Source organism: Micromonospora sp. HM5-17 (assembly GCF_003762835.1).
Classification (GTDB): domain Bacteria; phylum Actinomycetota; class Actinomycetes; order Mycobacteriales; family Micromonosporaceae; genus Plantactinospora.
This window is the reverse complement of record NZ_RJWA01000007.1, coordinates 293,349-313,653: the sequence shown is the minus strand read 5'-3', so window position 1 is coordinate 313,653 and position 20,305 is coordinate 293,349. Positions and strand designations below refer to the sequence as shown.

The window sequence follows — 20,305 nt, the reverse complement described above, 5'->3', positions numbered from 1 at the left end:
GGTGTCCACGGGAAACCTCACCAACCTGCTCAAGGTCGGCCTGCCCGACGAGGAACTCCCCGCCCCCTGGCCCGACGAGCTGACGTACGGCGCGATCGAGGACGGCGCGAACATGCCGGCGGTGGCGACCCTGCGCTACCGCGACCCCGGCTCGCTGATGCTGCAGAAGACCGGGATCACGATCGGTCGGGACCTGACCGTCGCGGTACGGGCCGGCGACCGCAACGACGAGACAAGGCTGTTCACCGGAGAGGTCGTCACCGTCGAGACCGAGTTCGACGGCACCGGCACCTACACCACCATCCGGGCCATGGACCTGGCACACCGGCTGATGCGGGGCCGGCGGGTCGCCAGCTACCGCAACCGGAAGGCCTCCGACATCGCCGGGGAGCTCGCCCGGGCCGCCAACCTCCCCATCGGCCGGATCGATCCCACCAGCGTGGTCTACGAGGTGGTGGCCCAGCCCAACATCAGCGACTGGGAGTTCCTCACCAGGCTGGCGGCCGACAACGACGCCGAGGTGGCGGTGGTCGACGGCCGGTTCGAGTTCCGCCGTCCCGTCCGCGCCGCCTCCGCCCCCGGCCCGCAGACGACCGCCGAACGCAGTGACTTCGTGGCGGAGGTGGACGGAAACGTGCTCGCCATGCACGCCACCGTCACCTCGGTCGGCCAGTTCACCGACGTGGAGGTGCGGGGCTGGGACCGCCGCACCCGCGAGCCGGTGATCGGACGCGCCCCGGTCCGCGACAGCGACGAGGTACAGCTTCCGGTGACCGCCGGGCGGCTGGCCGCCACGTTCGGCACCGCCCAGATGCGGGTCACCGACGTCCCGTACGAGACCCCGGCCGAGGTCCGCACGGTCTCCGACGCCCTGGCCGCGCAGGCGGCGACCAGCTTCGCCGAGCTCGAGGTGGTGGTCCGCGGCAACCCGCGGCTGCGGGCCGGCGTGCCGTTCGCGCTCACCGGGGTGGGAGAGCCGTTCGCCGGCAAGTACACGATCACCGCCAGTCGGCACGTGTTCGGCCCGGCCCGGTTCTACGAGACCTGGCTGACGGTCAGCGGCGGAGCCGAGCGGTCGCTGACCGCCCTGGCCGCCGGCGCCCCGGCCCGGTCGGCCCGGCTTCCCGGGCTGGCGATCGGCGTGGTCACCGACGTCAATGCCGCGCGCGACCGCAACCATCCGGAACGCCGGGACCGCGGCTGGGTCAAGCTCCGCTTCCCGTGGCTGGACGACACGTACGAGACCGACTGGGTCCGCACGGTGCAACTGGGCGGGGTCGGCGGCGGCGGGGTCTGCTGCCCCGAGGTCGGTGACGAGGTGCTGGTCGGCTTCGAGCAGGGACTGCTCGACCGACCGTACGTCATCGGCGGGCTGTACAACGGCATCGACCAGCCGTCGCCGCACGACGGGCCGCTGGTCGACCCGACCAGCGGGACGGTGAACCGGCTCTCGTTCGCCTCCCGGCAGGGCCGGGCGGCCGGCGGTCGCACCACCGGCAACTGGGTCGAGCTGCTCAACGGGCCCACCGCCGCCACCCCGCAGGGCGTGCGGTTACGCACCCAGAACGGCACCGACACGCTGCTGCTGCACCTGGACCGGGCCGGCACCTCGGTGGTGGTCCGTAGCGACGGCAGCGTGCAGATCGAGGCCAGGACCGAGGTGACCGTCGGCGGCACCGGAGGTGTCCGGGTCGAGTCGGGCGGGCCGGTCACGGTCCGCGGCAGGGGCGTGTCGGTCGACGCCGGCCCCGGCGAGCTGAAACTCACCGGCGGCAGCGTCGCCATCACCGGCACCGTCGTACGGATCAACTGAACACGCGCGCCGCCCGCACCGACCGGGCGGCACCACACGCCGGGTGGGTCCGCCGGACCCGGCGAGGGAGGGGAAGGAGAGGCGCGATGCCACCAGCAGCCCGGATCGGAGACCGCGTCGGCCACGGCACACCCACCGGCACCGTCGGTCCGCCCGGCGGGGGCGCGCCCGTACCCGGTGGCGCACCGGCGCTCGGCGTGCGCAGCGTCCTCATCGGCGGTCTGCCCGCCGCGGTGGTCGGGACGATCTGCACCTGCCCGGTCCCGCCACCGCACCTGGCGCTCGGCCCGGGCAACGTCGTGCTGCCCGGCCCACCGTCGACGCGCGGCCAGGTGCTGATCGGCGGCTTTCCCGCCGCCCGGGTGGGCGACCGCACCACCTGCTCGGCGACGATCCTGACCGGCGCCACCACCGTCCTCATCGGAGGCTGAGCCGGTGGCAGAGCAGTTCATCGGCGCCGGCTGGGCGTTCCCGCTCCGGGTGAACGCCAACGGCGGCATCGCCCTGGTCAACCGGGAGCGGGAGATCGTCGAGGCGATCCGGCTGATCCTCGGCACCGCCCCCGGCGAGCGACCGATGCGCCCCGAGTTCGGCTGCGGGATCCACGACTACGTCTTCGCCCCCGCGGACGAGAACACCGCCGGACAGATCGCCTTCGAGGTACGGGCCGCACTCGACCGGTGGGAACCGCGCATCGAGGTCACCGACGTCCTGGTGGGCTTCGACGAGGTGGACGCCGGGACCCTCTACATCGACATCCGCTACCTGATCCGGGGCACCAACGATCCCCGCAACCTGGTCTTCCCGTTCTACGTGATCCCGTCCCACGACGGGCCCGAGGCGGAGGCGACATCCTGATGGCCCTTCCCGCACCCAACCTCGACGACCGGCGCTTCCAGGATCTCGTCGACGACGCCAAACGCTTCATCCAGCAGCGCTGCCCGGAGTGGACCGACCACAACGTGTCCGACCCGGGGGTCACGCTCATCGAGGCGTTCGCCCAGATGACCGACGAGCTGCTGTACCGGCTGAACCGGGTCCCGGAGAAGAACTACCTCGCCTTTCTCGACCTGATCGGCGTCCGGCTCCTCCCACCGACCGCGGCCCGGGCCGACCTGACGTTCTGGCTGGCCGCCCCGCAGGCCGAGACGGTGCTGTTGCGCGCCGGGACCGAGGCGGGCACGGTCCGTACCGAGACGGAGGAGGCCATCGTCTTCGCCACCGTCACCGATCTGGCGATCGTGCCGTGCGAGCTGGCCCACCTGCGCGTCCATCCCGCCCACGGCCCGGCGGCCGACCGCACCGACCAGCTGCGGGGCGGCCGGGACGTCGCCTGCTTCTCCGCCACCCCGACGGTGGGTGACGCCCTGCTGTTCGGCCTGGACACGGCCGTCCCGTCCTGTGCGGTGGTGCTGCGGCTGGAGAGCCGGGTGGAGGGGATCGGGGTCGACCCCCGGCAGCCGCCGCTGCGCTGGGAGGCGTGGGACGGTGCCGGCTGGACCGCGTGCGAGGTCGACAGCGACGCCACCGGCGGGCTCAACCGGCCCGGCGACGTGGTGCTCCACGTCCCGGCCAGCCACACCACCTCCACCGTCGGCGGGCAGCGGGCCGGCTGGCTGCGGTGCCGGCTGGTCGCTCCGGAGCCCGGCCAACCGTTCTACTCGGCGTCACCGACGATCCGCGCCGCGTCGGCGTTCACCATCGGCGGTACGGTCGCCGCGGTGCACGCCGAGACGGTGACCGGCGAGCTCCTCGGCGAGTCCGAGGGGGTACCGGGACAACGGTTCCGGGTCGCCCGTCCCCCGGTGATACCCGACGACGAGCCGTTCGTGGTCGAGGTCTCCGACGGCACCGGCTGGCAGGAGTGGGTCGAGGTGGACGCGTTCGGCGCCACCGGACCGAACGACCGGTGTGTGACGGTGGACCGGACCACCGGCGAGGTGGCGTTCGCGCCGGCGGTCCGCGAGCCCGACGGTTCGCTGCGCCGATACGGCGCCGTCCCGCCCAACGGCGCCCGGCTGCGGGTCCGCCGGTACCGCACCGGCGGCGGACGCCGCGGAAACGTGGCCCGGGGCGCCATCTCGATGCTGCGCAGCTCGGTGCCGTACGTGAGTCGGGTGGAGAACCGGGAGGCCGCCAGCGGCGGGGTGGACGGCGAGTCGGTGGAGAGCGCCCGGCAGCGCGGACCGGTGCAGTTGCGGGCCCAGGACCGGGCGGTCACGGCCCGCGACTACGAACTGCTCGCCACGCAGGCGGTGCCGGCCGCCGCCCGGATCCGCTGCCTGCCCGCCGGAGACGGCGCCGATCCCGGCGGGGTACGCGTCCTCGTCGTACCCGGGGCGGTCGCGGACGCGGGCGACCGGCTCCGCTTCGAACAGCTGATTCCGCCCGACGACATGCTCGCGACCATCGCCGCGTACCTGGACGCCCGCCGCCCCATCGGGGTACGGCTGGTCGTGGAACCCCCCTTCTACCAGGGCGTCACCGTGGCGGCCCGGCTGACCGCCCGGCCCGGGGCGGCGCTCGAGCGGGTCCGGACCGCCGCGCTCGACGCGCTGTACGCCTACCTCAACCCCCTGCGGGGCGGCCCGGACGGGTCGGGCTGGCCGTTCGGCCGGCCGGTGCAGTCCGGTGAGCTCTTCGGGGTGCTGCAGCAGCTGCCCGGTGTCGCGCTCGTGGAGGAGGTGCTGCTCTTCCCCGCCGATCCGATCACCGGGCGGCGTGGCGCGGCGACCGCCCGGATCGAGCTCGACCGGCACGCGCTGGTCTTCTCCTACGAGCACCAGGTCCGGGTGGAGGAACGCTGAGGCCGGCACGGCCGGAGGAAGGAGAGTCCCATGCGTGGCGCGGTGCCGGGCCTCGGCACACCGCATCCGCTTCACCGCCGGCTGCCGGCCATCTACGGCACCGACGAGTTCGCCGGACGACTGCTCGCCGCCTTCGACGAGGTGCTGGCCCCGGTACACGCGACCCTGGACAATTTCGCCGCCTACCTGGACCCCCGGCTCGCCCCGGCCGACTTCGTCGACTGGCTCGCCGGTTGGCTGGCGGCCGAGACGGCGCCGGGATGGACGCTGCCGCAGCGCCGCGAGGCGGTCGCCCACGCGGTGGCGCTGCACCGGGCCCGCGGCACGGCACGCGGTTTGGCGGAGCAGGTGCGGACGGTGTTCGGGGTGCGGCCGGAGATCACCGAGAACGGCGGTACCGCCTGGTCGTCGACCCCGGGCGGACCGCTTCCGGGCACCGAGGAGCTCGCCCTGACGGTCACGGTGCGGGTGTCCGAACCCGATCGGGTACCGCTGGCCCGGCTCCGGGAGCTGGTGGAGGCGAACCGGCCGGCGCACGTGCCGTGCACGGTCCGGGTCATCGTCGACGACCATGAGGCACCGGGGGACGACGATGCCGCGCTGTGAGCGATGCACCCCGGCCGAACCCGACGGCACCTTCTGCGCGGTCTGCGGATCCTTCCTCGGCTGGGAACAGTCCGAGGATCCTCCCCCGCCCACCCGGCCGGCGCCCCCGACCCGTCCCGCGCCACCGTCGACCGTCGTACCGGAGCCCCGCCCCGCCGAGCCGGGGATCGGGGCGGTCCACCCGGCGGCGCCCGAGACGGGCGCCACCGGCGAGCGGGCGGAGGCGACGACCGACCGCCCCGGGGAGGTGGCGGTCACCCCCGACCCGGCACCCGCCCATCCGACCTGGTCGGAGATCACGGAGGTCCCGGCGGCGGGACCGGTGGAGGCCGTCCAGCCCGCGCGGCCCCAGGCGCGCCGCCCCGTGGTACGACAGCGTCCGCCCACGGCGGATCAGCATCCCGGCGACCTCGTCTGCCCGGTCTGCGCGACCCGCAACTCCCGGGACCGGAGATTCTGCCGGCGATGCGGCACGCCCCTCGACGCCGCCTCGGCCGCCCCGGCGGTCCGGCTGTCGTGGTGGCGCCGGTGCTGGCGGGCGCTGCGGCGCGGGGCACGATGGCTGCTCCGGCGCCGCACCGGCGGCTGGGGAGTGCTGCACCGGATCGCCACCGTGCTGCTCGTCGCCGCCCTGCTCGCCGGCCTCGGCTACGGCGTCCTCCGGCTCGGTTCCCGGGTCGACGACGCGGTACGGGACCGGCTCGCCACCCCGCAACCGGTCAGCCCCACCTCGGTACACGCGTCGAGCCAGGCACGGAACCACCCGGCCGAGTCGGTCGCGGACGGGCTCAGCAACAGCTACTGGGCTCCGGACACCGACGGCGCCGGGCGCGGCGAGTACGTCGAGCTCACCTTCGCCACCCCGTTCCGGCTGCTCGACCTGATCATCCACACCGGCGTGTCGGCGCAGCAGGACGCGTTCCTGCGCCAGGCCCGGCCGGCAGAGCTGGAACTGACCTTCTGGACCAGCCGGTCCGGCACGGAGCGGACGACCCTGCGGCTCGCCGACCGCGCCGGCCCACAGACCTTCCGCCACGTCGTCGCGGACGTGGTGAGGATCCGGTTGACCGTCGTGGACAGCTACGGCAGCGGGCCCGGGCGCCGTACGGCGATCGGCGAGATCGAGATCTTCCGCCGCCCCTGACCGCTCTCACGCCACCCGGGCCGGTTCGTCGACCCCGAGCGTGCGCAGCATCCGGGCGTACGCGCGGCGGGTCCGCGCGTACGCCGCCGTGTCACCGGAACGCTGCTGCGCCTCGGCCAGCACCCGCCACGCATCGTCCCGGAACCCGTCGAGCTCCAGTCCACGCCGCGCCGCCGTCACCGCCGCCGTGAGCCGGCCCGCCTCCAGTTCGAGCGCGGCGAGCGTCGCCGCCGACTCCGCCGCCAGCGTCCGGTAACGGTCACGCTCGGGCACCACCCACTCCGCCGGCCCATCCTCCGGCAGCAGGTCACCGCCGTACTGGTCGAGCGCGTCCCGCAGCGCCGCCACCGCCACCGCCCGATCCCCCGTGCAGACGGCGCGCCGCCACGTCGCGACCGCCTCCTCGAACGACCGCACGTCGCAGTACGCGGAGGGCGGCAGGGCGAGCAGGTAGGACTCGCCGTCCCGCCGCACGAACCGGGACTCACCGCGCCGCAGCCCGGGTTCGAGGAACGCCCGGAGCATGGAGACGCCCACGTGCAGGTTCCGGACGCCGGACCGCAGCGGTAACTCCGGCCAGAGCGCCGCCAGGATGATCTCGCGGTGCACCGGCCGGCCACCGTGCGCGGCCAGGAAGCGCAGCAGCGCGCGGACCCGCGGCCGCACCGACGCCCAGTCCAGCCGCCGCCCCGGAATCTCGAGGTGAAACCCACCGAAGCAGCGCACCACCAGCGGGGCGCCGGCAGCCGCGGGCCCCGATCCTGCCGACGGCCCCGGCGGCACGGCCGCCCATCCCTGAACCGGTTCGCGATCCGACAATGCCATCTCCGACTCCTGTCCCCCACGCTCGCCGTCGTCGGTCCGATCCTCGGCTGGCGAGTCCCGGCGGACATCGGTCAGTTGACGCGAGTCGGCACACCACACCCGACGGCACGACCACCGCTGGATCAACCGCCGGCCCCCGCGCCGCGCCACGCGCCGGTCGGACCCGCGACCGGGCGATGGTGCCGACGCGGTGCCCACGCGCCGCGGGCCGACCGAGCGGCGCCATCAGCTCCGGTACGTCAGATAACGGATGTCTCGACCGGAGCGCCGAGGCCGGGGCGGCGAGGCCGGGGCGGCGAGATCGGAGCGCCGAACCGGCGTCTCGTCCGCCCGGTATGGGCCGGGCCGTCAGGATCCGGTGTCGGAGAGCTTCTCGCGACGCAACGCCTCACGCGCGATCTCCACCCGGCTCCGCACGCCGAGCTTGCCGAGCACGTGCGAGATGTGGGTCTGCACGGTACGCCGGGAGAGATACAGCTCCCTGGCGATGTCCGGGGTGGAGCGTCCCTGGGCGACCAGGACGGCCACCCGGGTTTCGGTCGGGGTGAGTGCCTCCCATCCGACCCGCGCCCGGGCCGGTCGAGGGCCACGGACACCCCGCCGTACGCCGTGGCGCCGGAGCCGCCCCTCGGCCCGGCGGATGTCCCACGCCGCGCCGACGGCGCCGTACCGGTCGATCGCCTCACCGAGCAGCGTCCGCGCCTCGGCCTGCTGGCCACGCCGGGCGAGCACCGCGGCCAGATCCTCCAGCGTCTCGGCCAGCTCCACCGGCGAGCCGACCGACCGGTAGTACCCGACCGCCTCCCGCAGCGGCCCGGGATCGTCGTCCAACAGGCCCTGACACCGGCGCACCGCCACGGCGGCCCGCCCCGGCCGGGACTCCGCCCTGGCCTCGTCCTGGCAGGCCTGCAGTGCCGCCCGCCCCACCGCCCGGTCGTCGGCCCTCAGGGCGAGCCGAACCAGCTCGGGCATCCACTGGTAGCGCAGGGTCATCTCGCCGGGCGCGCGATCCAGGAGTGTCGACAACAGCGACAGCGCCCGGGCCGGCTCTCCCTCCTGCTCGGCGGCGAGCGCTGCGGCAGCGAGCAGGAAGTCGCGGTTCTCCCGATCGGCGACGGTCCTGACGGGAAGCGCGTGGCCGGCCCGGAGGTGCTCGGCCGCGGCGGCGCTGTCACCGCGGTGTCCGGCGATCATTGCGGTGACACCGTGTCGGAGCAGCACCGGCCCCCGCTCACGGAGCCCGGCGTACGTGACACCCGTGGCGTCCGGACCGACGGCACCGAGTTCGGCCAGGGCGTCGTCCCACTGTCCGAGCCAGTAGAGCAACACGGCCGCGGTGACCGCCGACGTCCCCCGGCCGGGCCCGTCGGCTCGCTGTGCCAGGGCGCGCGTCCGGCGCAGGATCGCCTCCGCCTCCGACCACCGGCCGAGATTCTGCAGACTGAAGATCCGACCGTCCAGGGCGAACGCCCGCAGGTCGGCGTGCTCCGCCGCCTCGTCCAGCACGGCCAGCGCCCGCTCGGCGTAGCCGAGGGCGGCGTCGTGGTGGCGCCGCACCGAGTGGGTCATCCACAGGTCGGTCAACGCGTAGGCGGTGGCGAAGGCGTCCCCGGTTTCCTCCCCGATCCGCAGCGCCTCGCGCGCGATGTCGTCGGCGGTGTCCAGATCACCGGTGCTGGCTCGGGCGAACATCGACAGCGAGGCCAGCAGGCGCGCCTGCCACACCGCCGGTACGTCCGCGCGGCCGAGCGCGGACCGCACGACGTCCACGGCCTCCTCGTTGCGCCCCAGATCGAACAGCGTACGGGCCAGGATCGAGGACATCTCGGCCCGGTGCTCCGGCCGGGTCGCCATGGTGAGTGCCTGCCGGGCCCGGTCGGCGGCCTCCGCATGCCGCCCGGCACCGAACAGCACCCGGACGAGCTGGACGGTCAGGGCTTCCTGGTCAACCCGATCGAGTGGGCTCGCCTGCAGCTCCCGTTGGAGCAGCTCGGTCGCGATGTCCGGGGCGCGCGCCGCCAACGCCGGTGCCGCCTCGACCACCCAGGCACGCGCCCACTCGTCACCCGGGCGGCCGGCCGCCAGAAGTTGCTGGGCCACCCGCAGCGGTTCGGCGCCGGCCGCCGCCAGTGCCCGCGCCGCTTCGCAGTGCAGCGCCGCGCGCAGCGCCGCCGGCATGCTGTCGTAGAGCGCCTGCCGGATCAGCGGGTGCCGGAAGGCGAGCTGGTCGCCGACGCTGACGACCAGGCCCGCCGCGACCGCGTCCTGCAGGCCCTCGGCCAGGTCGGACGCCGTACGGCGGAGCAGTGCGGCAAGGTCGGTGACGGCGAACTCGCCGCCGAGCAGCGCCGCGGTGCGCAACATCTGGGCGGTCGGTGCCGACACCACGCTGAGCCGGTCGGACAGCGCGTCAGCGAAGGAGGCCGGAACGCGCTCGAGCACCTCGTCGGGAAGCTCGCCCTCGGCCAACGCGGCGCCGGTTGCCTGCCCCCGCATCAGGGCGTCGAGCAGTTCTCGCAGGTAGAGCGGATTACCCATGGCTCGCCCGACCAGGCGACTCAGCCCGGGGCCCGGGGGAGCCCTGAGCACTCCGGTGACCACGGTACGGACGTCGTCCGCACTGAGCGCGCCCAGCGACAGCAGGGTGCCGCCGCGGCGCAGCGTCGCCGCCCGCAGGGTCTGAACGTCCTGCCGGTACGGCACCGGACGGGTGGCGCTGACCAGCAGCAGCGGAAGTTCCTCGGCGGTGAGGGCGAGTCGGTGCCAGAGCATCAACGACGCCTCGTCGGCCCACTGCACATCGTCCAGGACGAGTACGGTGGGGGTCTCGGTACACAGCTCGTCGACCAGTGACACGAGCATCTCGGTGGCGGTGTAGCTGACGTCGTCCGCGGCGAACAGCCCCGGTCGCCGGTCTCGCAGGAACTCGGCGATCCGCGCCCGTCGGGGGTCCGGTGAGCGCAGCCGCACCTGGAGACAGTCGAGCATCACCCGCAGCGGGAAGCGGTGGGACAGCTGGTCCGCGCTCCCCCACAGCACCTCGCAGGTGCCGTCCCCGCCGGTGAGTCCCGCGGCGAGCAGGGAGGACTTGCCGATGCCCGCCTCACCCTCCACCCAGAGCACCGATCCCCGACCCTGGCTGGCGGCGTCGAGAGCCGCGCGCAGCACGGCCAGCTCCTTGTCCCGCCCGGCCAACACGGGTGGCAACTCAACGGGAATCATCACGACAACGCACTACCGGGACGGAAGGAGAAGCGACATCCACCGGTGCATGTTAGCCGACAACTCACGGGTGCCAGTCAAAAATGACATTGAATATCAGCAATGTAACAGACCCTTCTCGGGATCGACGCGTCCGATAATCCAGCCGCAACGGCGTTGCGCGGGCAGGCCGAGCGGCGCCAGGGGTGGTCCGCGGTGGTCGCTCGCACGGCGCGGCGTGGCGACGCCCCGCGGCGGGGGCACGCCCCCGACCCGGATCCGTCACCGCCTGATGCGGTAACGGATTCACGATCCTTGACACGTGCTGCGGCACGCCACACACTTCGCGCAACCTTCGTCGAGGTCGGCGCCGACAAATGGAACGCGGCGACCAACCGCTGGGAGGCGGTCGGCTTCCAGCCCGACTTCGCCGAGGGGCACGAGGAGGCGATGGAGTTCTCCAGTGGGCAGATCGCGATCCTCGAGGTCGCCAAGGCGTACGCCGCGGACCAGACCAAGCCCCGCTCCGAGCTGGTGGTGAAGGCGAAGGGCCCGGGCACCACGACCTTCACCTTCTCCGTCGGCGAGGCGGCGAACATCTACTACACCCTGGACGGCAGCGAGCCGACCACCTCGTCGCCGAAGCTCGGCTTCGCCGGGTACCGCGAGGGACCGGAGCGCATCACGATCACCGCGCGGACCACGGTGCGGTGGTTCGCCGTGGACTTCGCCGGCAACGTCGAGGCGGTGCAGGAGCGGGTCCTCAACGTCCCGAAACCCTGATCGCCGCGAGGTGGTGCCCGCCACCGTGGCCGCCGATCCGGCTGGGTCGGCGGCCACGGCCGTCTCCCGGGCCTGCGGCCGCCGGTCGCCCGACCCCTGCTCGGCCGGCTCCGCACGAGCCCAGACTATTCTAGTACTAGAATATCGGCGTGCCCTCCGGAGACCTGACCCCCGCCGAGCTGACCCTGCTCGGCCTGCTCGTGGAGAAGCCGAGACACGGCTACGAACTCGACGAGGTCATCGATGCCCGCGGCATGCGGGAGTGGACCGAGATCGGCTTCAGCTCGATCTACTACCTGCTGGCCCGGCTCCGTGACCGTGGCCTGATCGCCGAGATCGAGCCCACCGGCACAGCCCGGGGACGGGCTCGCCGGGTCTACGGACCGACGGCCGAGGGACGCCGGGTCTGCGCCCGGTCGGCCGAGGCGGCGGTGGCCGAACTCCGGCCGGTGTTTCCACCCCTCCTGATCGGCCTGGCCAACCAACCCGTCATCCCGCCCGACCGCCTCCAGGCCGCACTCGCCCGGCGCGCCGCCGCTCTCGCGGAGCGGATCGCCGCCATCGCCGCGGCCCGCGACGCCCAACCCGACGTCCCGGACTTCGTCCACGCCATCTTCGACTACGCGCTGAATCAGCTCGCCGCCGAGCATCAGTGGCTGACCGCCTACCGGACGAAACTCGCCGCCCCCGGCACCGCACCACCCCACCACTCCCCCGCACAGGAAGGACGGGCATGACCCGGTACGACGTCAAGCGCGAGCTCAGGCACTGCTACGCGCCGACCAACACCGACTGGGAACTGGTCGAGGTGCCCGCGCAACAGTTCATCGCCGTCGACGGGCACGGTGACCCCAACACCAGCGCCGACTACACCCACGCCGTCGAGGCCCTGTACGCCGTCGCCTACACCATCAAGTTCGCCGCGAAACGCCTCCTGGGCCGGGATTTCGTCGTGGGACCGCTGGAGGGGCTCTGGTGGTCCGACCACCCCGAGGTGTTCATCACCCGCGCCAAGCACCTCTGGAACTGGAGAATGCTGATCAGCCAGCCGGACTGGATCCCGCCGGAGCTCATCGACGAGGCCAAACAGACCGCGCTGGCGAAGAAGGCCCGACCCGCGATCGCCCAGGTCCGTCGGGAGACGCTGCACGAGGGCACCAGCGCCCAGCTCCTGCACGTCGGACCCTACGACGACGAGGGTCCCGCCCTCGCCAGGCTCCACCACCAGTACCTCGCGACGCACAACCTGCGAATGGTCGGCGACCACCACGAGATCTACCTCAGCGACCCCCGCCGGACCGCGCCCGCCAAGCTCAGGACGGTCCTCCGGCAACCCGTCCGACCGGCGACCTGACCGCGGCGCGGATTGATCGGGCCGGGTGGGCCGGACCACGTCGGCCGACCGGGTGGGCGACCGGGGTGACCGTCGACCACGTCGCCAAGCGGCTGATCGATCACGGCGCCGGGCGCCGCACGGCGGACGGGTCCGCGCGGTGCCCGATCGATTCACCGCGGACGCCCGGCGCGACGGTGCGGAGCGGCCGCCACAGTGTCATAGTATTGACATGCGTCGATTTGACGGGAGAGCGACATGACACGTACGAGGCGGCTCGGGTCGGCCGGGACGGTGCTCGCCGTGGCCGTGGCGGCGGTCATGACCGGGGCGGCCGTACTGGCCGTGGTGGCGACTCCCGCCCAGGCGGCGCCGGTCACCACCCCCAACGGCACCCAGTTCACCGACACCAACGGCAACCCGGTGCACGCCCACGGCGGCGGGATGCTGAAGGTCGGGGACTACTACTACTGGTTCGGCGAGAACCGCAACCCGGACAACACGTTCCGTGCGGTATCGGTCTACCGCTCCACCGACCTACGGACCTGGGAGTTCCGCAACAACGTCCTCACCCAGTCCTCGGCGCCGGAGCTCCAGGTCGCCAACATCGAACGGCCAAAGGTGATCTACAACGCCAGCACCGGCCGCTACGTCATGTGGATGCACAAGGAGAACGGCTCCAACTACAGCGAGGCGCGAGCCGCCGTCGCCTCGTCGGCCACCGTGGACGGCGCCTACACCTACCACGGCAGCTTCCGGCCGTTCGGCCAGTACATGTCCCGGGACATCACGCTCTTCAACGACAACGGCACGGCGTACATGATCTCCGCCGCGGACGAGAACTACGACCTGCACATCTATCGGCTCACCCCGGACTACCTCAACGTGGCCAGCCTGGTCGGCAACTTCTGGGACGGCGCCCACCGGGAGGCGCCGGCGATGTTCAAGCGGGGTGGGACGTACTTCCTGCTGACGTCCGGAGCCACCGGCTGGAACCCGAACCAGGCCAGGTACGCCACCGCGCCGAGTGTCTCCGGCCCGTGGACCGGCTGGACCGACGTGGGGAACTCGACCACGTTCAACTCCCAGCCCGCGTTCGTGCTGCCGATCCAGGGCAGCACCGGCACGAGCTACCTCTACCTGGGCGACCGCTGGGCGGGCGCCTGGGGTGGGCGGGTCAACGACTCCCAGTACGTCTGGCTGCCGATCACCTTCCCGTCCGCCACCAGCATGAGCCTGTCCTGGTACCCGTCGATCACCATCGACACCGCCGCCGGCACCGTCACCGGCAACGCCCCCACCTACTACCGCGTCACCGCCCGGCACAGCGGACGGGTGATGGACGTGGTGAGCAACTCGACGGCCAACAACGCGGAGGTCAAGCAGTACGCCTGGAACGGCGGCGGCAACCAGAGGTGGGAGTTCCAGGAAACCGGAGGCGGCTACGTCCGCCTGGTCAACCAGAACAGCGGCAAGTGCCTCGACGTGGTGAACGCCGCCACCGGCGACGGCGCCGACATCCAGCAGTACACCTGCGGCAGCGGCACCAACCAGCAGTGGTCGCGTACCCAGGTGTGACGGGCGGGGGCCCGGGCGACGACGTCCACGGCGGACGTGGCGGAATCTGGGTGCCCGCCGCCGCGACCCTCCGGTCGCGGCGGCGGGCACCGCCGGTCAGGTGCCGAACGCCTTCACCTCAGCGGTCCGGCCAGGTGCCCCAGCGGGGGTTGACGGTGTCGTTGGACGCCGGCGGGTCGATCCCATCGTTCACCGCGGCCACCGTCTCCCAGGGTGACGCGCCCGACCTGCTGGTCGGCGACCTCCGGCGCTTCCTCACGACACTCCGCGGCACGGACGGCGGCTGGTGAGCGGCCCGACCCGTCAGTCGCCGCCCTCCGGGCCCGGTTGGCCGGGAACGGGACGGCCGAGAACCTGGGCCAGGGCGCGATCGAGGACCCCGTCCGCGTCCTCCGGAGCGACGGCGCAGCGCCAGGCGACGTGCCCGTCGGGGCGGACGAGCACGGCGCCGCCGGGCTTGATGCCGTACTGGGTGAGGAAGACGCCCTCGTCGTCCTCGATCCCGGGAGCGCCGACGGTGACGGCGGCGACCGGCACGCCGTACCGGTCGGCGACGCGGGCCGCGGCCCGGTCCCAGGGGTGGTCCTCCCCGGTGGTCAGCACGGTGAACCGCGGACCGAACAGGTCCAGGGTGGAGAGTCGGCCGTCCCCGCGGCCCAGCCAGAGGTGGGGGGCACGGCAGCCGGGCGTGGCGCTCGGCTGGTAGTCGGCGTACGGGTCGTCGACCGCCGGCGGTACGGTGCCGTCCGGGATGACGGCGGCGGACGAGTAGACGGTGCCCAGCTCGACGCCGAGGTGGTTGCCGTACCGGTGCGTCGCCCGGATCGCCTCCTCTGTGGTGAGCTGCGGGGTGTGGCCGTAGAACGCCGCCGCCACCTGGGTGACGTTGGCGAAGTTCGCCAGCGACTGGGTGATGATCTCCTGCGAGGGCCGGCGGCGCTCCTCGTCGTACGTGTGCAGCAGCGACCAGTCCGCGATTCCCCGTACGCAGAGGGCGAGCTTCCACGCCACGTTGTGCATGCCCTGCAGACCCGTGTTGACGCCCAGCCCACCGGTCGGGGGCAGCTGGTGGGCGGCATCGCCACACAGCACGACCCGCCCCGCGACGAGCCGGTCGGCGATGGCGGCGTTCATCCGCCACCGCCCGACGTGGCGCACCTCGACCTCCAGGTCCGGAACTCCCGCGCCGGCGCGGATCCAGTCGACGCACGCCTCGGGCGAGTACGCACCGGCCTCCCACTCCTCGGCCGAGACGGGGATCTGGCACAGCCAGCGGCCCCGGGCGTCGAGGGGCTGGAAGATGCCCGCCGCCCGCTGGCCGGCCACGTACAGCAGGACGCCGCGCCGGTCGCCGAGGTGGGACTCCAGATCGGCGCGGAAGTAGCAGTTGACGAAGTGGCGGACCGCCTGCGCGCCCTCGAGGGCGATACCGAGCTGGGCACGGACCAGGCTGTCGACGCCGTCCGCGGCGATCAGGGCGCTGCCCGAGATGGTGTAGCCGGCCCCCGAGGGGGCACGCACCTCCAGCGACGCCTCGGTGTCCTCGGGCCGCCACCCGGCGAGTACCGCGGTGACCTCGTGTCCGAAGCGCAGCTCGACCAGCCCGGTGGCGATGGCCGCGTCCCAGAGGATCCGCTCCACCAGGTCCTGGGACGACATGATGGGCAGGGCGGGGCTGACCTGCGGCCCGGGCCCCAGGAACCCCCGGGCCTCGATCTGCCCGAACTCGGTTCCGGTGAGGGTGTCGAGGAACCGGATCGGGCTCTTCCACCCGTCCGGGGTGTCGATCCCGCGCAGTCGCTGGTAGACCGCGTGTCCCCACCCCCGGGCGATCTCCATCGTGCGGGTGTTGAGGTTCCGGGTCTTCGGATGCCATGAGGTGGCGGCGCGCCGCTCCAGCACGACCGACGCGACGCCGAAGCGCGCCAGTTCCAGCGCGGCCGCCAGCCCGACGGGGCCGCCGCCGACGATGAGGATGCGAGGGGTTCGGAGGATCTGCGTCACGCGGCAAAATAGTAATGGGACTACCGTTACGGTCAACCCAGGATAGGGTGACGCAGGTGAAGCGCGGTGAGCTGAAGGTCAACGAGCCCCGGCAGGCCCGCAGCCGGGCCACGATGGAGCGCATCCTGTCGGCGGTGGAGGACCTGCTGGCCGAGAAGTCCTTCGACCAGATCACCATCGCCGAGATCTCGGCCCGCGCCGCCAGCGCCCCCACCGCGATCTACGCGCGCTTCTCCGACAAGACGGCCCTGCTGCTCGCCGTCCACGAGCGCTTCCGGCAGCGCACCGCGAACCGGATCCTGGCCGCGGTCCGCGACCGGTACCGCGCCGACCTGCCGCCCGACGGGTTCCTCGGGGATGTCGCCCGCGAACTGGTCACGGTCTACCGGGCCAATCAGCGGCTGCTGCGCGGCGTGCTGCTGGCCGACAACCCGCTGATGTACGCCCGCGCCGGCGAGTTGGGCCGGGCGCTGTCGGCCGCGATCGTCGCGCAGCTGGCGCCCCGGATCCCACCGCACCGGCTGCCCGACGCCGAACGCGACCTCGACTTCGCGACCCGCACCATGCTGGCGCTGGCCCAGCAGGACCTGCTCTTCGGCGCGCAACGGCCGACCCGGTTCGCCTACCCGGAGGACGAACTGGTCACCCGGATCACCCACGTCCTCGTCTCGGCCTGCAGGCCCCACCTCACCGGCGCCGACTGACGGCCCGCCCCCCCGGGGGCGTCCGGCCCGGCGACGTCCGACCGGGTCACCGGTGGACCTCGGGGTTGATCCAGACGCCGACCGTGTCGCCGTGGCACTGGTCGGTGCTGGTGGTGCTGACCCGGATGCCCAGCTGCGTGGCGCCGCTGATCGTCACGCGAACCGGCCGGGTCCGGCCGAGGCCGGCGGTCGTCTGGAAGACCGGCTTGTCGTCGACGAGGACGGTGAACCGAAGCGGGCGCGCCACCCGCGCATCGTCGGCGATCCCCACGGCCGCCTCGAACCGGGAGTACTGCCGACCCACGACGAAGGTGGCGGTGAAGTCGTCGTTGAGCCAGCAGGGGGAGGCCGCGAGAACCGTCTCGTGGCGCGCCCCCGCCACCTGCTGCGGCTCGGCGCTCCACCCCTCGAAGTCGCCGAGCTCCGACATGTCGCCCAGCGCCCGGACGTCGGGATCCGGCGCCGGAGCGGCCGCACCACCGGTGGGCGCCGCCGCATCCGAGGAGCCCGGCGCGGCGACGGGCGACCCGGTCGGCGCCACGGCGGGCGGGCTGGCGGGCGCGGCGACGGGCGGCGGATCCGGGGCCGCCCGGGGAGTGGGATTCCGCAGCACCTCGGCCACGACGGGAATCGCCGCGGCGGCCACGGCCGCCACGGCCGCGATGATCGCGGCAAGGATCGTCGGATGGGCGAACCGCCGCGGCGGCCGGGTGGGCACGGCCGTGATTATGGCACCCGGAGGCACGTCGCGCCGGACCCCGACGGACCGGGCCGGTCCCGGCGCGACGGTCGGGGTCACCGATGCCCGGCGGGATGTCGGTCGCGGGACCGGGGACGATCCGCTCCCGCGACCGGGTCAGTGCCACCGTCCGCGATCGACCGGGGTCCATGCCGGCCCATCCGGACCGCCCGGCCGGGTCGCGACCACGGGACCGCATCACGGGACGCGGCGTCGCTCCGGGTCTGGCGTGTCGGACCCCAGCGCCCTGACCAGCTGCTCGACGTCGGGCGCGACCAGTGGGTACGCCCCGTTGACGACGACGCTGGGGACACCCCGCACCCCGAGCCGGCGGGCCCGCGCCAGGTCCGCCTCGACCTCCGCCTCGTAGGCGCCGGGCGGCATCGGCGGTAGCCCCGCCTCGGCCGCGATCTCGTTCAGCGTGGTGGGGTCACCGATCCACCGGCCCTCGGTCGCGTACGCCCGCATCAGCAGCTCGGCGACCTGGGCGTCCTTGCCGTGCGCCCGACCGTGGTGGACGAGCCGGTGCGCGTCCCTGGTGTTCGCCATGACCGCACGGTTCAGGTCGTAGCGCAGCCCCACCTCGGCAGCGGCGGCGGTGACCATCGCCAGCCGGCGGTCGTTCTCGGCCCGGCTGAGGCCGTAGCGGTTCAGGTGCGCCTCGGGCAGCGTCCACCGGACGTCGGTCGGATAGTCAGGGTCGAGCTGGAAGGCCCGCCAGCGGACCTCCACCGGACGCTCGACGCGGGCGAGCGCGAGGTCGAGGCGACGCTTGCCGATGTAACACCAGGGGCATACCAGGTCGGAGAAAACCTCGATCACCATGGCCAGAAGGCTAGCGGGCAAACTTACCTTCCGTAAGTACGTACCTTCAGGTTAGCCCTTGGTCGCGGCCTCCGCGCCCGCCGCCGCCTCCGGCTCCGCGGACCGGTCGTACGCCTCCTGGGCCCGCAACACGTCCTTGACGCGGACGGCGATCCGGTCGATCAGATGCTGGAGCGGACTGGCGAGATCGCGCCCGAGTTCGGTCAGCTCGTAACTGACCCTGGGCGGGACCGTCGGCTCGACGGTGCGGGCGACGAAACCGTCCCGCACCAGGATGCGGAGCGTCTGCGACAGCATCTTCTCGCTGATGCCGCCGATCTTGGTCCGTAGTTCGGAGAAGCGCATCGGCCCGTCGCACAGCGCAGCCATGATCAGCGGACTCCACCGCCCGGTCAGATGCTCCAGCACCATCCGGCCGGCGCACACCTTGTCGAACACGTCGCCCAGCGGGTCGGCCACCCGCCGCGACCTCTGGGGATCCGTCGCCATCCCGGCAGCCTACCCGGGGGCATGTACTAACCAGAAGTTAGTAAGCGCCCGGATCGCCCCTCAGCGCGGCCCACGCGGTAGCCGCGCCAGCCGCTCCACCACGCCCCGCGACTTCGGCAGGTCCCGGGAGACCGCGGCGAAGAGCGACAGCGCCGCGACGAACTCGCCGCAGGTCTCGCACTCCTGGGCGGTGCACGTCGCGGCGTGGTCGTGCGCCATCGTCATGGTCCACGAGTACATCCAGCCGAGCGCGTACGCCATCCCGGGTCGGCCCGCAAGCCGCCGATGGAAGCGTTCGGTGAGCTCGGGGTCGGGCAGCATGTGCCTCATCGGCGCACCCCCTTCGACGGCAGGACTGCTGTCTCCCTCGGCGGACGGGACCCGGCCTCGGGTGCGGCCGCCGTCCGCGGGTGGCCGCGTGCCCGGACGCGACCGCGGACGGTGGCGCCGCGGGTCGGCGCGTCGAGGGAGCCCGGACCCGCGGGAGCGCCGCCCGCGCCCAGACCCGGATCCGCGCCACCCGTCCAACCTGGCCACCCGCTGGAGTCTGGCGATCACCAACGATGTGCAACACCGTTTGATCGGCTATCCGTGGTCAACCGGACGGCCCGACGTGCCGGGCTCGGCGACGCGTCACCGGATCCACACCCCGGCAGGCCCACCGGGCACGGCCCCGGATGGGTCGTCTCGGGGTCTCGGGCATGACCCGCGCCGCTCCCGCCCGCGATGACATGGCGCGACCGGCACCCTTCGGGGCGAAAGGAATGTAGCGGCGCTACCATCCCCGGGTCCGATCAGGTCAGTTCTTCCTCGGAGGAAGTCGTGTACGCCCGTCCGCAGCCCCCCGCCACCGGCCAGCCGACCGGCACCGCGCATCCGCCGACAGCGACTCCGTCTCCGGCCCGACCGCCCGTGCTCTACGTCGTGCTCTGCCTCCTCGGGCTGGGCAGCGTGTTGACGTTCATCGACTGGTACCTCGACCGTCGGTACCTCGCCGAGATGTTCTGGGCCAGCGACGAGATGCTGGAGATCATGCCCACGTTCAACATCGTGCGCCTCGTCGTGAGCGCGCTGGGCGTCATCGTGGCGCTCGGGCTGTTCGTCGCGACGTTCCTCGGGGCCAACTGGGCGCGTGTTCTGCTCGCGATCGCCTGCTTCGGCTACGCGTTGGCGAACCTCGGCTCCGGCCTCGCCGCCGCCTTCGTGTTCGTCGCGGGCCGCGGCGCGTTCAACGAGGGCGGAGACACCGCGTCCACCTCGAGCACGGTCCTCAACGGACTCTCGATGGCCATCGACGTGCTGCTGTTCCTCATGGTCGTCGCCTGCGCCATCATCCTCCTCACGGGCCGGACCAAGGCGTACACCAAGCCCGGGGCCGGTACCCGGTGATCCACCCCGGCGGCGGGATGTCGAGGCGACCCTGAGCGCCGTCGCGCCGCCGACGCTCGAAGCGC

Annotated in this window: 20 protein-coding genes; 13 read left to right on the top strand and 7 right to left on the bottom strand. The window is 73.1% G+C overall.

Annotated elements, in window-relative coordinates:
• Window position 1: 1 nt before the first annotated feature.
• The 6 genes from EF879_RS20960 to EF879_RS20935 all read left to right on the top strand — a co-directional run bounded on the left by EF879_RS20960 (window position 2) and on the right by EF879_RS20935 (window position 6,370).
• A complete protein-coding gene (locus EF879_RS20960) occupies window positions 2-1,813 on the top strand; it encodes a VgrG-related protein (RefSeq protein WP_123561181.1) in 1,812 nt (603 codons plus the stop codon).
• An 86-nt stretch (window positions 1,814-1,899) separates the two neighbouring features.
• Window positions 1,900-2,244, top strand: a complete 345-nt coding sequence (locus EF879_RS20955) for a PAAR domain-containing protein (protein WP_123561179.1) — start codon at window positions 1,900-1,902, stop codon at window positions 2,242-2,244.
• A gap of 4 nt (window positions 2,245-2,248) precedes the next feature.
• Window positions 2,249-2,671, top strand: coding sequence for a GPW/gp25 family protein (locus tag EF879_RS20950; RefSeq protein ID WP_123561177.1), 423 nt, complete (start codon window positions 2,249-2,251; stop codon window positions 2,669-2,671).
• Entirely contained in the window at window positions 2,671-4,620 is a 1,950-nt protein-coding gene (locus EF879_RS20945) for a putative baseplate assembly protein (protein WP_123561175.1), read from the top strand. The genes EF879_RS20950 and EF879_RS20945 overlap by 1 nt, the downstream gene beginning before the upstream one ends.
• A 30-nt stretch (window positions 4,621-4,650) precedes the next feature.
• Window positions 4,651-5,226, top strand: a complete 576-nt coding sequence (locus EF879_RS20940) for a phage tail protein (RefSeq protein ID WP_123561174.1) — start codon at window positions 4,651-4,653, stop codon at window positions 5,224-5,226.
• Window positions 5,192-6,370 carry a zinc ribbon domain-containing protein gene (locus EF879_RS20935; protein WP_148086504.1) on the top strand — a complete coding sequence of 393 codons (1,179 nt, stop codon included), beginning with the start codon at window positions 5,192-5,194 and terminating at the stop codon, window positions 6,368-6,370. Before EF879_RS20940 ends, EF879_RS20935 begins: the two co-directional genes overlap by 35 nt.
• A 6-nt stretch (window positions 6,371-6,376) precedes the next feature.
• Here the strand turns inward: EF879_RS20935 and EF879_RS20930 are convergent, their stop codons facing one another.
• Together EF879_RS20930 and EF879_RS20925 are read right to left on the bottom strand one after the other, a co-directional pair.
• Window positions 6,377-7,195, bottom strand: a complete 819-nt coding sequence (locus tag EF879_RS20930) for a BTAD domain-containing putative transcriptional regulator (protein WP_148086503.1) — start codon at window positions 7,193-7,195, stop codon at window positions 6,377-6,379.
• A 348-nt stretch (window positions 7,196-7,543) separates the two neighbouring features.
• Window positions 7,544-10,417, bottom strand: a complete 2,874-nt coding sequence (locus EF879_RS20925; protein WP_123561168.1) for a LuxR family transcriptional regulator — start codon at window positions 10,415-10,417, stop codon at window positions 7,544-7,546.
• 294 nt (window positions 10,418-10,711) lie between these two features.
• On the opposite strand from EF879_RS20925, the gene EF879_RS20920 reads away from it, so the two are divergent.
• The 5 genes from EF879_RS20920 (at window position 10,712) to EF879_RS28530 (ending at window position 14,380) form a co-directional block, all read left to right on the top strand.
• On the top strand, window positions 10,712-11,179 hold the full coding sequence (locus tag EF879_RS20920) for a chitobiase/beta-hexosaminidase C-terminal domain-containing protein (RefSeq protein WP_123561166.1): 468 nt from the start codon (window positions 10,712-10,714) through the stop codon (window positions 11,177-11,179).
• 149 nt (window positions 11,180-11,328) lie between these two features.
• On the top strand, window positions 11,329-11,916 hold the full coding sequence (locus EF879_RS20915) for a PadR family transcriptional regulator (protein ID WP_199736540.1): 588 nt from the start codon (window positions 11,329-11,331) through the stop codon (window positions 11,914-11,916).
• The gene (locus EF879_RS20910) at window positions 11,913-12,533 is read left to right on the top strand and encodes a GyrI-like domain-containing protein (protein WP_123561165.1); all 621 of its coding nucleotides are present in this window, start codon (window positions 11,913-11,915) and stop codon (window positions 12,531-12,533) included. The genes EF879_RS20915 and EF879_RS20910 overlap by 4 nt, the downstream gene beginning before the upstream one ends.
• Window positions 12,534-12,770: 237 nt before the next feature.
• Window positions 12,771-14,090 carry an RICIN domain-containing protein gene (locus tag EF879_RS20905; RefSeq protein WP_123561163.1) on the top strand — a complete coding sequence of 440 codons (1,320 nt, stop codon included), beginning with the start codon at window positions 12,771-12,773 and terminating at the stop codon, window positions 14,088-14,090.
• Between the two features lie 155 nt (window positions 14,091-14,245).
• Window positions 14,246-14,380, top strand: a complete 135-nt coding sequence (locus EF879_RS28530; RefSeq protein ID WP_255420931.1) for a hypothetical protein — start codon at window positions 14,246-14,248, stop codon at window positions 14,378-14,380.
• Window positions 14,381-14,393: 13 nt separating this feature from the next.
• Here EF879_RS28530 and EF879_RS20900 read toward each other — a convergent pair whose 3' ends face one another.
• Window positions 14,394-16,094, bottom strand: a complete 1,701-nt coding sequence (locus EF879_RS20900; protein WP_158624222.1) for an FAD-dependent monooxygenase — start codon at window positions 16,092-16,094, stop codon at window positions 14,394-14,396.
• A gap of 56 nt (window positions 16,095-16,150) precedes the next feature.
• Here EF879_RS20900 and EF879_RS20895 point away from each other — a divergent pair, with 56 nt between their 5' ends.
• Window positions 16,151-16,798, top strand: a complete 648-nt coding sequence (locus tag EF879_RS20895; RefSeq protein WP_158624221.1) for a TetR/AcrR family transcriptional regulator — start codon at window positions 16,151-16,153, stop codon at window positions 16,796-16,798.
• Window positions 16,799-16,844: 46 nt separating this feature from the next.
• Here the strand turns inward: EF879_RS20895 and EF879_RS20890 are convergent, their stop codons facing one another.
• The 4 genes from EF879_RS20890 to EF879_RS20875 form a co-directional block, all read right to left on the bottom strand.
• On the bottom strand, window positions 16,845-17,516 hold the full coding sequence (locus EF879_RS20890) for an NPCBM/NEW2 domain-containing protein (RefSeq protein WP_148086501.1): 672 nt from the start codon (window positions 17,514-17,516) through the stop codon (window positions 16,845-16,847).
• Between the two features lie 219 nt (window positions 17,517-17,735).
• On the bottom strand, window positions 17,736-18,362 hold the full coding sequence (locus EF879_RS20885) for a DsbA family protein (RefSeq protein ID WP_123561155.1): 627 nt from the start codon (window positions 18,360-18,362) through the stop codon (window positions 17,736-17,738).
• A 51-nt stretch (window positions 18,363-18,413) separates the two neighbouring features.
• Complete coding sequence (locus EF879_RS20880) at window positions 18,414-18,851, bottom strand: helix-turn-helix domain-containing protein (RefSeq protein ID WP_123561153.1); 438 nt, start codon at window positions 18,849-18,851, stop codon at window positions 18,414-18,416.
• A gap of 60 nt (window positions 18,852-18,911) precedes the next feature.
• Complete coding sequence (locus EF879_RS20875; RefSeq protein WP_148086500.1) at window positions 18,912-19,181, bottom strand: hypothetical protein; 270 nt, start codon at window positions 19,179-19,181, stop codon at window positions 18,912-18,914.
• 492 nt (window positions 19,182-19,673) lie between these two features.
• On the opposite strand from EF879_RS20875, the gene EF879_RS20870 reads away from it, so the two are divergent.
• Window positions 19,674-20,240, top strand: a complete 567-nt coding sequence (locus tag EF879_RS20870; protein WP_148086499.1) for a hypothetical protein — start codon at window positions 19,674-19,676, stop codon at window positions 20,238-20,240.
• The last annotated feature ends 65 nt before the right edge of the window (window positions 20,241-20,305 follow it).